Source organism: Photorhabdus kleinii (assembly GCF_025384885.1).
GTDB lineage: Bacteria > Pseudomonadota > Gammaproteobacteria > Enterobacterales > Enterobacteriaceae > Photorhabdus > Photorhabdus kayaii.
In genome coordinates this window covers 1-16409 of the sequence record NZ_JAJAFY010000012.1, presented here as the reverse complement: position 1 = coordinate 16409, position 16409 = coordinate 1, and the positions used below count along the sequence as shown (strand labels likewise).

Here is a 16409-nt window from a genome sequence, read left to right as displayed (position 1 = left end):
GATGAACAAGAGATCAAATCAATTAGGCCATAAATAAGAATCAGTTTCTCCATTGATTTAACCTTAAAATATACGTTATTAACGCCTTAATCATCATCTTAATTGCCTTGAAGTACTACTCATATTCTATAGCACTATAAAGGAATGTTTAGTTTAAATTCTCGATCTCTGTTTAAGGCACTTATAATTTATCCCTGTCAATCACAATCAAAACTACAAATTAATTCATTAATTTGCTTTATAGTAAATAAAAATGCATTTGATCAGCCGCTTCGCATCCACTATTTATTGGTAACGGAAAGTTATTGGTAACGGAAAGCAATTACCTGTAACATACAAAAATGATAATGATTTGCATTTACATTGATAGCATAACATGAAAATGACCGTTAATGTTTCTGACACTCAACAGATCCAGTGCATGTACATCCACAATCATGATTGGCTATTTCGTTGGCTTAAGCATCGTCTTAACTGCGATGAAACTGCCGCAGACCTGACCCAAGATACTTTTGTTAAGTTACTTCGTTCACCTTTACCACAACCACTCAATGAACCTCGTGCCTACATCGTCACTATTGCCAAGGGGTTGATGGTTAACTGGTATCGCCGCCGCTCACTTGAACAATCTTATCTGGACTTACTCGTCAGTCTGCCTGAACCGCTTATTCCCGCACCAGAGCAAAAACTTATCATCCTCGAAACACTTCAGGAAATTGACATTATGCTTAGTCAACTCCCCGCGCCAGTGCAAACTGTCTTTTTACTTTCCCAGATAGAAGGGATGAAGTATGAAGATATTGCAAATCAGATGAATATTTCGCTGTCCACAGTAAAACGTTATATGAAACAAGGCTTTTATCAATGTCTGATAGCGATGGCATAAGAGGGATTGGTATGGCTTCCACCGACACATCTTCTTCATCAAGTACACCTTCTGAAACGATACTTGCCGAAGCCGCAGAATGGTTGACCGTTTTGCATGATAGTCATGCCAGCGAAGCTGATCGGAATGCCTGCGCTGCCTGGTGTGCACAAAGTCCAGAACATGCTCAAGCCTGGGAACGGGCACAATGTCTGTTAGCACGGTTACACCATTTACCACCGCATATCGCCTCACCTCTGTTAAACAACAAACAGCCCCTTTCTCGTCGAGAAGCCATCAGAAAGCTTACACTCATGTTGTTAATACCGGCTGGCGCATCATCGCTCTTCTGGCACTCTGAGCAATTTCAGCTTCTCACCGGCGATTATCACACTGCAACCGGGCAAATTCAGTGCTGGTCATTACCGGATAACAGTCAAGTGACTTTAAATACTCAAAGCTCAACAGATGTTCATTATGACGATACCCAACGGCTTATTGGTCTAAAGCTAGGGGAAATCTATATCGAAACTTATAAAGATAGTCGCTATCCGGCTCGCCCATTTAAGGTACAAACTAAGCAAGGCGTTATTGTGGCATTGGGCACAAAATTCAGCGTCCGCCAACAAGCCTCACACACTCAGGTGGAAATAGTAGAAGGAGCGGTTCGCATTACGCCAGATAACGGTTTGCCACACATATTGCATGCCGGAGAGGCAACTCATTTCACTCAATTTGCCGTTGCCCCACAACATCCCCGTTCAACAGCATCCCTAAGCTGGTTACAGGGCATGATGGTAGCTGATAACTTGCCGCTGGCAGCAGTGGTTACTGAGCTGAATCGCTATCGTTCCGGTGTCATCCGTTGTGATGATGCAGTCGCTAATCTGCGGGTTTCTGGTGCTTTTCCCATACGGGATACGGATCTGGCGCTGCATATGCTATTACAAACTTATCCGCTCTCAATGCGCAGCCTGACCCGCTATTGGATTATCCTCTACTCACCTCACCCAGTTAATAAAAATAATCATTTTTACTGACACTTTTTTCAATCTCATACGGCATAGAAATAAAAGAAGTTTAAAAAGTTATGGAGAACTTACTATGTCATATCAAGAATTTACTATGCCATATCATGTTGACTGCCGAGATTCACAACCACGTTGGCAGAAAAAGTCTTTAGCCACACTGTTATTGCCATTAATACTGCTACCGGCACGCCCCCTTTACGCTACCACACCAGCAGATACACTCTATTCTGTTCATATTCCGCCAGGTTCATTAGGTAATTCTTTGTCCCACTTTGCGGCGCAAACCGGTACGGCGCTCTCTTTCGATCCAAATTTAACCAACGGGCTAACAGCACCGTCATTAAACGGCAGTTTCAGTGCTCATCAAGGTTTAGTACAACTGCTCACAGGCAGCCATTTACAACTGTCCCAACATACCGATGGCAGTTATACGCTGGTAAAAATGACAAAGAATATGACCAACAAGGGTGTAATCGTACTAAACCCCCTTACGGTAGCAGGCAATCGCGGGTATTCAGGTAATGAACCATTGCGATTCGACAGTACTACCATCAAAGGCAAAGATATTGAAAAATTCGGCGTGATCCACCCCGTTGATATTTTCAAAACAACACCGGGGGTATTATCCGGCGAAGCACGCAGTTCAGGCAGCCTGGATGTGAATATCCGGGGCTTGCAAGGACAAGGCCGAGTCCTAACTACCGTTGATGGTGCATCTAACCAGACCGCGCTATACCGCGGCTATCAAGGTGTCTCCAACCGTTCCTTTATTGATCCCGATTTCATCGGCCGGGTAGATATTAGTAAAGGCCCGACAGGAAAAGGCGGTATGGGTGCCATTGGGGGAACGGTGGAGATAAAAACCATTGAAGCCAGTGATATCCTCCTCGATGGACAAAAGGTAGGAGTGCGCCTGAAAGGAAGTCTGTTGAACAATCACTCCAATCCTGACGATTATCAACGCAATGATTGGGCTTCCCCATCAAAAACCTCTCTTTTCGACGCAAAGAATCGCAACGGGAGTATTGTTTTCGCGATAGCCGAACCTTCCTATGAATTGCTGTTTGGCGCTTCTCAGCGCAAGCGAGGTAATTACCACTCTGGCAAACACGGACCGGGTGCTAAGGAACGTGGCATGCCAGGCTATTTGTGTGAGAGTGATCCACAAGATTGCCGCATTCCACAATTCAGTGAACAAATGGCCGGTTATTCGCTGTACGCAATGGGAGATGCCGTACCTAACACTTCTGAAGATAGCCAGTCATTACTGGGTAAAGGAAAAGTTCGTTTTGGCGATGGCCATGAAATCTCCGCTATCATTAGCCATTACCAAAATCTCTACGGAGAATCCTATGTTGCGGATATGGCAAACCTAAGCCAAACATTTATGATCTTGGAACAGGGGCCACTGACACGACTCAACATGAACAGACACAGCCTCAACTATAAATGGGAACCTGGGTCAAATCCCTGGATTAATTTGGATATCGGAGTATGGCAAACACGGGTTAACGATCGCCCTCGAACCGCAAATAATACCCTCGGTGATAAAAAATTCATGCGTACAGTAGGGATGAATTTGAGTAACACCTCATTATTTGAGCTTTCAATGCAAGATATTGAGTTAAACTACGGCACCAGCTTTATTCGTGAACGCACAGGCCCAAGCGCAGGTAAATGGAAATATGCCGTTAATCGGGAAGGAGAGCGTAAAGAAGGCCGTTTTTTCCTAAACGGGAACTATATGCTTGCCGACCGTCTGACCCTAATGGGCGGATGGGATTTTAAATCCTACCAGATCGAAGATGACAGTCCAGCTCGTCCGGGTAGCTCTTGGTTACCACAGCTCACCTCTGGGAAAATAAACAACAAGCGAGATCACGCTCACGGCTATTGGGTAGGCACTAAGCTTGAACTTAATCATGAAACAGCATTACATGCCAAATATACCTATGCCCCACGTTTTCCATCAATGGTTGAAGGTATTCGTGGCTATATGATGAGTGTTGACGACCATATAAAACCTGAAATTTCAAAAAATATCGAAGTCGGGCTGACATCACGCTTCCAGAATGTTATTGCTCAAAATGATAGCTTCGATATCGCAATGTCCTACTTTGATAATCGGATAAAGGACTATATCAGCCGCTCATGGATGGATGATTACTGGAGTATGTACATCAGTAATATTAAAGAAGCAAAATTTGCCGGATTGGAATTGGCGAGTGTTTACCATGGTGATCACTTTGATGCGCGTTTATCGATGAATTACTACACAAAAGTCAAATTCTGTACGGAAAATGACGGGTGCATCGCACGTAGCCTCCCTTCAGATTATGCGACTAATCACATTCCTCCTAAATATGCGGTATCACTCGATCTGACACAGCGATTCTTAAATGACAATGTATCTGCCAACGCCAGAATTTCCCATTATGGTCAACGATCTGTGCCAGCAGGAAAACCAGGACGCGGTTCTGCTCCTCTGTTGGCGCCCATTATCTGGCGGCCTGCAACTGTGGCCGATATCTCTCTGACTGCTCGCATAAATAAGCATGTCGAATTTGAGTTTGGTGTGGATAATGTGTTCGACAAATATTATATCCAGCCTCTTAGCCTCGGTTATATCCCTTCACCGGGAAGAACGTTTCGTGCCGGTATCACAACTTATTTTTAAATTCATTCGTTAAACTGGTGGCATATCCATGATATGCCACTTTCTGGCAAAAGAACGTAATTAGGGTGAAAGCAACATATCAATATACATTATTTTCTCTTATTTCTCTGGAGTTAATACAACCTCCAAAATTAAAGCTCGGCACTGGTTTAAACTTTCACATAAATATAATATGCCATCAGATATTTTTAATGAAATTAAAACAACTTTAAAAGTATATTTAAAATAGAAATTAAATGAAACTTTAAAATAATGAAATAGTTTACATGTAATTAATTGTTTTTAAATGATTGTATGTAAAAATATATATCAGCCTATAGAGATTTATAATATACAATCATATCTTATCGATAACTTAATTATCATAAGTTAACTTCAAATAAAAAATTATTCATTATTTTTTAAGAAGAAATAAGAACATAAATGAAAAGATTAATTTTAAAGAATTAAGACATTAATTATTAAATGACTATTTGGTTAATCTAAAAAATTATTTTTAACAAGGATATACATATGAAAAAAGAGCCGATTAAAACATCAAATCCAGATAATACTGAGTTATCTGTTACGGACAAAGTAGAAATCGAAAACCCTACCATCGCGGTATCTGGAATTGTCTCAGTAACGAACACCTCTGATGGTCGGATCGAGGTTTTCGGTGTGGGTACTGACAACGCAGTGTGGCGTAATGCGCAGACAACACACACAGGAGATTCCTGGACCGGCTGGAGCTCACTCGGTGGAAGTGTGACCAGCAAACCTGCCGCTTATCTCAATTCAGACGGTCGATTAGAAGTATTTGTGCGTGGCTCAGATAACGCGTTATGGCATAACTGGCAAACCGCACCCAACGCCGGTTGGTCAGGCTGGCAATCTTTAGGAGGAGCGCTCACCAGTAACCCTGCGGTATATATCAACGCCGATGGTCGGCTTGAGGTCTTTGCTCGTGGGGCCGACAACACACTTTGGCATATCTGGCAAACCGCTCCCCACTCCAATCCGTGGTCGAACTGGTATTCTCTAGGTCACGTGATCACCAGCAACCCGGCAGTCCATATCAATTCCGATGGTCGGCTTGAGGTCTTTGCCCGCGGTGCCGATAGCGCTCTCTGGCATATCTGGCAAACTGCTCCCCATACCGGTTATTGGTCAAGTTGGCAGTCATTAGGCGGCACCATCACGAGTGATCCAATGGTCATCCGCACCATTGACGGTCGATTCGAAGTCTTTGTGCGTGGTGCCGATAACGCACTGTACCATATCTGGCAAACAGCTCCCCATTCTAGTCAGTGGTCTAACTGGGCTTCATTGAGTGGCGTGATCACCAGCGCCCCAGCGGTGGTGAAGAATTCCGATGGTCGGCTTGAAGTCTTTGCACGCGGCTCCAACAAAGAACTTTCACTCTACCACATCTGGCAAACTGACACTCATTCCGGTTCATGGTCAGGCTGGGCCTTATTGAGTGGCGGACTCACCAGCGCCCCAGATGTCACGAAGAACGCTGATGGCCGACTTGATGTTTTTGTGCGCGATAACGGTAATGGACTCCACCACATTTGGCAAACTGTCCCCCATTCCAATCAGTGGTCTAATTGGACATCCCTAGGGGGAACCTTAATCGACGCCTCAGCTATAAAATAATCTGAAAGGAGCTAGATTCGCACAATACATACGTCATTTTCTGGCCCAATGCATTAAAGAGAACATTCACTGCGCTGCATCGGGCCAGTAGTACCCAAAATAGATTCTTAATTGAATATGTCTGGAAAGCAATCTCTAACAGAATAATCGATTGGTTATCAGATGCTTTGAATAAAATTAAAATAGCCATGACAAAGATATATTTTCAAACACAAGAACAGTGAAACTTTAAAACAGCAAAACAATTCATTTATAATTTATTATTTTTGAATCGCTGTATGTAAAAATATATATAAACGTATGGGATTTTATAATGTAACATCACATTTACCCAATATTTCACAGATCAGAAATCATCATCAAATAAAAATATTCATCATGTCTTTCCCTAATAAAAAAACACAAGCAAGAATATTAATGTAAATATTAAATATATTGCTTAAAGAGGATATATATTATGAAAAAAGAATCTATTAATACATCAACTCCAGATAATACCAAGTTATCTGTCGCAAAAGAAATAGAAACATCCCATGAAATTTCTTGGACGGCGTTACCCGGAATTATCTCGGCGGCAAACAACGCGGATGGTCGACTTGAGGTTTTCGGTATAGGCACCGACAATGCTGTATGGCACAACTGGCAAACGGGACCAAACACCGGATCTTCCTGGTCCGGCTGGCACTCGCTAACTGGAATAGCAACTAGCAAACCCGCCGTTCACATTAACTCAGACGGCAGATTGGAAGTATTCGTGCGTGGCACAGATAATGCGCTATGGCATAATTGGCAGACCGCACCCAGCGCCGGTTGGTCAGGCTGGCAATCTTTAGGTGGTCAGATCACCAGCAACCCAGTGGTATATGTCAACTCCGATGGCCGACTTGAGGTCTTTGCACGCAGTTCCGATAACACTCTCTGGCGCATCTGGCAAACCGCTCCCCATGCCGGTCCGTGGTCTAATTGGCAGTCACTAAATGGCGTGCTTACCAGTGATCCCGCGGTATATATCAACGCCAGTGGTCTGCTTGAGGTCTTTGCGCGCAGCAACGATTACTCTCTCTGGTACATCAAGCAAACGACTTCTCATGCCTATCCCTGGACAAACTGGCAGTCACTGAGCGGCGTGATAACGAGCAATCCAGTAGTGATCGCCAACGCTGATGGTCGGCTTGAGGTTTTTGCACGCGGCTCCGATAATGCTCTCTGGCATATCTGGCAAGTTGCTCCTAATGCTGGTTGGACAAACTGGCGCTCACTGTCTGGTGTCATCACCAGCGACCCTGCGGTACACATCAACGCCGACGGTCGGCTTGAGGTCTTTGCGCGTGGCCCCGATAACGCTCTCTGGCATATCTGGCAAACGGCAGCATCTGGTGCATGGTCTGAGTGGGCCTCATTGTCTGGTGTGATTACCAGTGCTCCTGCGGTGGCGAAGAATGCCGATGGCCGGCTTGAGGTTTTTGCACGCGGTTCCGATAACGCTCTCTGGCATATTCAGCAAACTACATCATCGTCATGGTCTAGCTGGGCATCCCTCGGCGGCAACTTAATCGACATTTCAGCCATTAAATAATCTGGAAAGATTAGCTTCACACAAGACACGCATAACTTTCTGGCTTGATGCATTAAAGGAGAACATTCACAGTACTGCATCGGGCCAGTAGTACCTTATTTGCTGAAATTAACCCAATATTCGACACACAAACCGGGTATTCGCTCAAGTTCGCTCCCGTTATTTATGATAAAAATATATTTTTCAAATATAAGTAAAATGAAACCTTAAAACAGAGAAATAATTTATTTATAATTTATTATTTTTGAATGACAGTATGTAAAAATATATATAAACACACTAGGTTTTATAATGTAGCATCTCACCCACTTAATACTTCACGGACCATCAATCAACATCAAATAAAGCATTAATTATTTCTTCAAAGAATAAAGAGTAAAAGTGAGAATATTGATTCACAGAATTAAACATCTTGCTTATTAAATGACTATTTAGTGAATCTAAAGAATTATTTTTAACGAGGATATATATGCAAGAAGAACCTATTAATATACCAAAGCCAGATAATGCCGAGTCACTTGCTGCAAATGAGATAGAAATCGAAAACGCACCAATCGCGTTGTCTGAAATTGTCTCAGTAGTAAACACCTCCGATGGACGGCTCGAAGTTTTTGGTGTGGGCACTGACAATGCCGTGTGGCACAACAGACAAACGGCACCACACTCAGGCTCTTCCTGGTCCGGCTGGATCTCACTTAGCGGAAACGTAACCAGCAAACCTGTCGTTTATATCAATACAGACGGTCGGCTAGAGGTATTCGCACGCGGCACCGATAATGCGCTCTGGCATATCTGGCAAACCGCCGCCAATGCCGGTTGGTCAAACTGGCAATCTTTAGGGGGTACAATTACTAGTAACCCCGCGGTATATGTCAACACCGATGGCCGGCTCGACGTCTTTGCACGCGGCACCGATAATGCACTTTGGCACATCTCACAAACTGCCGCTCATTCCGGTCCGTGGTCGAGCTGGCAATCTTTGAACGGCGTGATCACCAGCAACCCGGCGGTTCATATCAACTCCGACGGCCGGCTTGAAGTCTTTGCGCGTGGTACCGATAACGCACTCTGGCACATCTGGCAAACCGCTCCTGATTCCAATCAGTGGTCAGGTTGGGATTCACTCGGTGGTATAATCACTAGCGATCCTGTCGTCATCGGCACCGCTGATGGCCGGCTTGAAGTCTTTGCGCGCGGCTCCAATAACGCACTCTACCACATCTGGCAAACCATTCCCCATGGCGGCCCGTGGTCCAACTGGGCTTCGTTGAATGGCGTGATCACCAGTGCTCCTGCGGTGGTGAAGAACTCCGATGGCCGGCTTGAAGTTTTTGCACGCGGCACCAATAACGCGCTCTACCACATCTGGCAAACGGTTTCCCATTCCGGTCCGTGGTCTAACTGGGCCACGTTAAATGGCACGATCACCAGCGCGCCAACGGCAGTGGAAGACGCCGATGGTCGGCTTGAAGTTTTTGCGCGTGGCACCGATAACGCACTCTGGAACATCTGGCAAGCCACATCATCGTGGTCCGCTTGGGTATCCCTCAAAGGCAGCTTAATCGACGCTTCAGCAATCAAATAATCTGGAATGAATCCAGCTTTGCACAAGACGAACGTCACCTTCTGGCCCGATACGTTAAGGAAAATATTCACTGTGCTTCATCGGGCCAGTGGTACCTAATTTGCCGGTAAAAATCTCATATTCGATACACAAACCTGGCATCGATTCGAGTTGGCATATTATCGTTGATGACAAGGAGATATTTTGTCTATCTGAAACAGACTATTAGTCGAATATGCCTGGAAAACAACTTCAAACAGAATAACCTCTTTTAGGTACATGATTAAATCAGGATCTACGTTTCTCAATAGCCAGATTATGAATTTTGTGCTTTAATAATGATTCAATAAAATATTTAAAAAAACATTAAACAAATATATTTAAAATAGAAAACAGCGGGGACTTTAAAATGAAAAACAGTTTATTTTAAATTTATTCCACTTAAATAATTTCGTGCAAAACAATATGTAATCACATAATGTGAGACTATATTTAATTAACATTTTACAAGTCAATAACTAACAAAACAAAAACATCTACCCTTTATTTTATTAATAAAATCACATAGGAGACTAGTCAAAAAATCAATATATAAATCAGAATACCTCTCTCATTAAATGATTATTTTATGAATCCGAAAAATTATTTTTAAAGAGAATATACATATGAAAAAAGAACCTATTAAAATGCCAAATCCAGATAATACCGAAGCATATGTTGCAGGTGAGGTAGAAATCGAGAACTCTGCGATAGCGTTATCTGGAATTGTCTCAGTAGCAAACAATGCCGATAATCGACTTGAGGTTTTCGGTGTAAGCACTGACAGCGCAGTGTGGCACAATTGGCAAACAGCACCGCTCCCAAACTCCTCTTGGGCCGGCTGGAACAAGTTTAACGGAGTAGTAACCAGCAAACCTGCCGTTCATCGTAATTCGGACGGTCGATTGGAAGTATTCGTACGTGGTACGGATAATGCACTCTGGCACAACTGGCAGACCGCCGCTGATACCAATACTTGGTCAAGCTGGCAGCCGCTGTATGGAGGTATAACCAGCAACCCTGAGGTATGTCTCAACTCTGACGGCCGACTTGAAGTCTTTGCTCGCGGCACGGATAACGCGCTATGGCACATCTGGCAAACCGCAGCCCATACCAATTCGTGGTCAAACTGGAAATCTCTGGGCGGCACGCTCACGAGTAACCCGGCTGCACATCTCAACGCCGATGGTCGGATTGAAGTCTTTGCTCGCGGTGCCGATAATGCCCTTTGGCACATTTGGCAAACGGCTGCTCACACTGATCAATGGTCAAATTGGCAGTCACTAAAAAGTGTAATCACTAGCGACCCAGTGGTCATCGACAACTGCGATGGTCGGCTCGAAGTCTTTGCTCGCGGTGCCGATAGCACACTCCGGCACATTTCACAGATAAGCTCCGATTCCGTTTCATGGTCAAACTGGCAATGTTTGGATGGTGTGATCACTAGCGCCCCAGCGGCGGTGAAGAATATCTCTGGCCAGCTTGAGGTCTTTGCTCGCGGCGCTGATAACACGCTCTGGCGCACCAGGCAAACTTCCCATAACGGCCCGTGGTCTAACTGGAGCTCATTTACAGGTATTATCGCCAGTGCCCCAACGGTAGCGAAGAATTCAGACGGTCGGATCGAGGTCTTTGTGCTTGGCCTTGACAAAGCGCTCTGGCACCTCTGGCAAACAACTTCATCAACCACATCATCGTGGACCACCTGGGCTCTCATCGGTGGTATCACCTTGATCGATGCTTCAGTGATCAAGTAATCAGAAAAAAGCTGGCTTCACACGAGATAATCATGAGCTGCTGGCCCGGTGCAAAAGGAAAATATCCATTGCGATTCACCGGGCCAGATAGGAGGATAGTGGGGCTGTACCCAAATTCTGTATCAGGACTTTTTTATCATCAATATTCGAGCATTTAACGATTATTTTTGTAAAAGTAGCAAAAAATATATTTTAACCTACACATCTACAACTGATTAATTCATCCGTCATTACTGTCTCACTTAATCTTCATCATTCAACCGCAATGGCTTATATACCCGTTATCTTTCAAGTTGCCTCTTTGTTGGCTGCACTCGCTCACCCCGGTCACATAGTTTGCTATGCTCCCGGGGATTCACTCCCTTGCCGTCTCGATGCATTTTGAAATCCATAGGGTATAAATCAATATATAGTGACTCTTATAATGAATGTATATTACGAGTTACAAACTAATCCAGCCACTCAGTCAGCACTTTCTCTAGAATACTACAGCCATATTTCCTTTTTTCAACAGAAGAAACGCTCATAGGAAAGCTGCAAACCATGCTATTTTTCTGCGTCACGGACATCAAAAAAACACGGATTTCGGATTTTTACGGCTGTAATAGTACTACTAACAAATACAGCAAATTTCATCCATATTTAAAATATGATATACATCACAATTTGTAGTAATCAACCGTTTTTATTTTACATCAATGAGAATGGTTGATTTCCATTATATAATCCTATTGAAATAAGCCCTTAGTAAAAATCATTAAGTCATAGTAGAATTTATCACCTTACATAGAGGAATACCAAATGCCTATAAATTTCAGTCCCAAAGTGGGTGAAATATTGGAATGTGACTATGGGAATTACCCAAAAAATAAAGAAGGAAAAATAATAACTAATTTCTATGATGGTCATATACCACCTGAAATGGTAAAAAATCGGTTTGTTGTTATTATAAACGGTAAAATAGATGGAAATGCCTGTATAGTTGTTCCTATATCAAGCAAATGTGATCAAAATAAATTACAACGTGGAATGCACGTTGTAATTGATAAAAACGTTATTGAAAATATGAAATATTTTGAACAAATAACACGTTGGGCAAAAGCGGATCTTGTGCAACAAGTCAGCCGGCAACGGCTACAAAGGCCAAGAACTGATAGAGGTTATTTAAATCAAATTTTACCCAGAGAAATTGTCACTAAAATTCAATTAGCAATAATTAAATCCATAAATGCAAGTCAATTGTTATCGAAATCATGATACTTGATTTTTCCAGTAAGATCGCTGACAATATAGCTGTTGCCCATAGAGGCCCAAAATATTTATCCCCTTTAAGGGACCTGCGAAGCCTAGCTAATTGAATTGCTAGGCTTCTGCCGTTTTAGCATTCCATAACTTCAACAAAGAATTTCCATAAAAAAGCGTTTAGTACATAAAAGCTTAGGCTGCTGGCAAAGTTGATGACAAAAACTAATGAGACACTTGCTCAGATTTTACATTGGTCATACTGGCGGCGGCGACATCAATACCGAACTCAACAATCTCACTATCATCACCGAGGAAATTCTTTACCAACAAGGCAATTACGGCTATAGCATTAGAAAGCAAAAACTAGTCAACATTGGAAAATTCTTTCAACCACTTCAGCAACGCAGCTTTATCATCTTCCACACAAAGCCAATTTAACCAGACCAAAATTACAGCTAAATTTGCGAATTGCTTCCAGATTTTACTTGTGTAAGTTTAAAGCTTGGTGCGATACCATAACGAAAGAATTGATTCACAAACTTAACTAAGACCACTGCATGATTAATACAGAAACCTTCGACACCCACACGCCCATGATGCAACAATATCTCCGTCTTAAAGCACAGCATCCTGATATCCTGCTGTTTTATAGAATGGGAGATTTCTATGAGCTGTTTTATGACGATGCCAAAAAGGCTGCAAAATTGCTGGATATTTCCCTGACCAAACGAGGTCAATCCGCCGGCAATCCTATCCCTATGGCAGGCGTGCCACATCATGCAGTAGAAAACTATTTAGCTAAGCTGGTTCAATTAGGTGAATCAGTCGCTATCTGTGAGCAAATTGGCGATCCTGCCACCAGCAAAGGCCCGGTTGAACGTAAAGTCGTTCGCATCGTTACTCCAGGTACCGTGACAGATGAAGCGTTATTACAGGAACGGCAAGATAATCTGCTGGCGGCTATTTGGCACGATAATCAAGGATTTGGTTATGCCACACTAGACGTGACATCTGGCCGCTTCCAAATATCTGAAATGGCAGAGCTGGAAACGATAGCCGCTGAATTGCAACGTAGCCGTCCTGTCGAATTACTCTATCCTGAAAGTTTTGAGCATATGGCGCTGATTGAAAATTTTCATGGCCTGCGCCGCCGCCCTTTATGGGAATTTGAGCTGGATACCGCAAAACAGCAATTGAACCTGCAATTTGGTACCCGTGATCTCGTCGGTTTTGGTGTGGAAAAAGCAGCACTTGCTCTGCGTGCCGCGGGTTGCCTGTTGCAATATGTCAAAGATACTCAACGCACGGCGCTGCCGCATATCCGTGGCATTACGATGGAACGTCAGCAAGATACGGTTATTATGGATGCCGCAACCCGTCGTAATCTGGAACTGACACAAAATCTGTCTGGCAGTACAGATAATACTCTCGCTTCTGTTCTTGATCTGTGTGTTACCCCAATGGGTAGCCGAATGTTGAAACGCTGGTTGCATGCGCCTGTCAGGGACCGCCAGATATTAGAAAATCGCCAACAAGCTATTGCTACCTTGCAGGAAATTGGCTTGGAGTTGCAGCCATTTTTGCTACAGATAGGTGATCTCGAACGTGTGCTAGCACGCTTGGCTCTACGCTCTGCTCGGCCAAGGGATCTGGCAAGAATGCGTCATGCATTCCAGCAATTACCGGATATCCATCAAGTTATGGACTCCTCAGATTCCCCTTATATCAAGCAATTGCAGAAAAATATCGGCAGGTTTGATGAATTACAGGAATTGCTTAAAAAAGCGATTGTAGAAACACCTCCGGTATTAGTTCGGGATGGTGGCGTAATCGCTCCGGGTTATAACAGTGAACTGGATGAGTGGCGCACACTGGCTGATGGCGCCAGTAACTATCTGGAACAACTGGAAATCCGTGAACGAGAAAAGCTGGGTCTTGATACTCTGAAAGTCGGCTTTAATGGTGTTCATGGCTACTATATTCAAGTCAGCCGAGGGCAGAGCCATCTGGTGCCAATTCACTATGTCCGCCGCCAGACACTGAAAAATGCTGAGCGTTATATCATCCCCGAGCTAAAAGAATATGAAGATAAGGTTCTGACCTCTAAAGGGAAATCTCTGGCAATAGAGAAAGCGCTTTACGAAGAATTATTCGATCTGCTGCTGCCTCATTTGGCCAAATTACAAACCAGCGCCGAAGCACTGGCTAAACTTGATGTATTGGCAAATCTGGCAGAACGCGCTGAAACCCTGAATTATGTTTGCCCAACATTGAGCGATAAACCGGGAATTCAAATCACCGGTGGTCGTCATCCGGTTGTTGAGCAAGTTCTGAGTGAACCATTTATCTCAAACCCACTCTCTTTATCTTCACAGCGGCGTCTGCTGATTATTACCGGTCCAAATATGGGCGGTAAAAGTACCTATATGCGTCAGGCGGCACTTATTACACTTCTGGCCTATATCGGTAGCTTTGTACCAGCTGAAAAAGCGGTCATCGGCCCGGTTGATCGTATATTCACCCGTGTAGGTGCCTCCGATGATCTGGCATCCGGCCGTTCAACCTTCATGGTGGAAATGACCGAAACCGCCAATATCTTGCACAATGCGACAGAACAAAGTTTGGTATTGATGGATGAGATTGGCAGAGGGACATCAACCTACGATGGCCTTTCTCTAGCATGGGCATGTGCAGAAAATCTGGCAAACCGCATTAAAGCAATGACTCTGTTTGCTACTCACTATTTTGAGCTGACCACGTTGCCGGAAAAACTTGAAGGCGTGGTTAATATTCATCTCGATGCGGTAGAGCATGGAGATACCATCGCATTTATGCACAGCGTGCAAGAGGGTGCAGCCAGTAAGAGTTACGGGTTAGCAGTTGCTTCTCTCGCTGGCGTTCCACGTGAAGTGATTAAACGAGCTCGCCAGAAACTTAAAGAGCTGGAATCGCTATCCAACCATGCAACAGCAAGTCATGTCGATACACCACAACTTGCACTACTAACAGAAGAGACATCACCGGCGATTGAAGCATTGGAAAATCTCAATCCAGACTCACTGACTCCGCGTCAAGCATTGGAATGGATTTATCGGCTAAAAGATATGGTGTAAGAACATGTTTGACAAAAGCCTCTTACAACCGATATACCATTTTTTGCAATGTGAAACCCCGGATTTGTGGGTAGATAGAGCAAAACAGCCTGAAAATTTACCTGTGCTTTTACGGGATCATCTATTATGCGAACTGAAAGCAGCACAGAGCGCTATGTTTTTGATCCGCAAGTATGCCGTAGATCAGCGAAGTGAAGATACACTTCTGGCATGGTTTAAACCTTATGAAGATTTTGCTTACAAGAAAATTGGCGATCTCAACTCACTAAGAGGCCAAAACCAAGCAACCAAACAGATCACCGCCAAAGCTAATTCACCTTATAGCCAGGATCTGATTGATAAAATGGTACTGCTGATTAAAGAAGAGTTACATCACTTCTATCAAGTGCTAGAAATCATGAACGCACGCGATATCAGCTATGAAAACATCACTGCCAGCCGTTATGCTAAAGGCATGCTTAGCCATATCATCAACCATGAACCTTATACATTGGTCGATAAGCTGATTATCGGCGCTTATATTGAGGCGCGTTCTTGTGAACGTTTCGCCAAATTGGCCCCTCATTTGGATGAAGATCTGAGTAAATTTTATATCTCCCTACTTCGCTCTGAAGCACGTCACTACCAAGACTATCTTTCACTAGCGCAATCTATTGCTAATGAAGATATTACCGAACGGGTAAACTATTTTGGCCAAGTTGAAGCTAAATTGATTCAAAATCCAGATAGCGATTTTAAATTCCACAGTGGCATCCCTGTAATCTGAATATATACCCTATGGATTTCAAGATGCATCGCGACGGCAAGGGAGTGAATCCCTGGGAGCATAGCGAACTATGTGACCGGGGTGAGCGAGTACAGCCAACAAAAAAGAAGCAACTTGAAAGATAACGGGTATAAC

Annotated in this window: 10 protein-coding genes; all 10 read left to right on the top strand. The window is 43.7% G+C overall.

The genetic code is table 11. The features are described from left to right. Positions 1-376 precede the first annotated feature (376 nt). Complete coding sequence (locus LG003_RS08570) at positions 377-886, top strand: sigma-70 family RNA polymerase sigma factor (RefSeq protein ID WP_112877108.1); 510 nt, start codon at positions 377-379, stop codon at positions 884-886. Further along, the gene (locus tag LG003_RS08565; protein WP_112877109.1) at positions 865-1905 is read left to right on the top strand and encodes a FecR domain-containing protein; all 1041 of its coding nucleotides are present in this window, start codon (positions 865-867) and stop codon (positions 1903-1905) included. Before LG003_RS08570 ends, LG003_RS08565 begins: the two co-directional genes overlap by 22 nt. Before the next feature lie 64 nt (positions 1906-1969). Next, entirely contained in the window at positions 1970-4573 is a 2604-nt protein-coding gene (locus tag LG003_RS08560; protein WP_262980539.1) for a TonB-dependent receptor, read from the top strand. Positions 4574-5086: 513 nt separating this feature from the next. Beyond that, entirely contained in the window at positions 5087-6214 is a 1128-nt protein-coding gene (locus tag LG003_RS08555) for a hypothetical protein (RefSeq protein ID WP_262980538.1), read from the top strand. A gap of 457 nt (positions 6215-6671) precedes the next feature. After that, positions 6672-7790 carry a hypothetical protein gene (locus LG003_RS08550; protein ID WP_262980537.1) on the top strand — a complete coding sequence of 373 codons (1119 nt, stop codon included), beginning with the start codon at positions 6672-6674 and terminating at the stop codon, positions 7788-7790. Between the two features lie 469 nt (positions 7791-8259). Next, positions 8260-9375 (top strand): DUF346 domain-containing protein, encoded by a 1116-nt coding sequence (locus LG003_RS08545; protein ID WP_262980536.1) that lies wholly within the window; start codon positions 8260-8262, stop codon positions 9373-9375. Positions 9376-10019: 644 nt separating this feature from the next. Continuing rightward, the gene (locus LG003_RS08540) at positions 10020-11150 is read left to right on the top strand and encodes a hypothetical protein (protein WP_262980535.1); all 1131 of its coding nucleotides are present in this window, start codon (positions 10020-10022) and stop codon (positions 11148-11150) included. Positions 11151-11951: 801 nt separating this feature from the next. Further along, on the top strand, positions 11952-12407 hold the full coding sequence (locus LG003_RS08535) for a type II toxin-antitoxin system PemK/MazF family toxin (protein WP_262980534.1): 456 nt from the start codon (positions 11952-11954) through the stop codon (positions 12405-12407). 545 nt (positions 12408-12952) lie between these two features. After that, positions 12953-15508 (top strand): DNA mismatch repair protein MutS, encoded by a 2556-nt coding sequence (mutS, locus tag LG003_RS08530; RefSeq protein ID WP_262980533.1) that lies wholly within the window; start codon positions 12953-12955, stop codon positions 15506-15508. A gap of 4 nt (positions 15509-15512) precedes the next feature. After that, positions 15513-16274, top strand: a complete 762-nt coding sequence (gene miaE / locus LG003_RS08525; RefSeq protein WP_262980532.1) for a tRNA isopentenyl-2-thiomethyl-A-37 hydroxylase MiaE — start codon at positions 15513-15515, stop codon at positions 16272-16274. Positions 16275-16409: the final 135 nt, after the last annotated feature.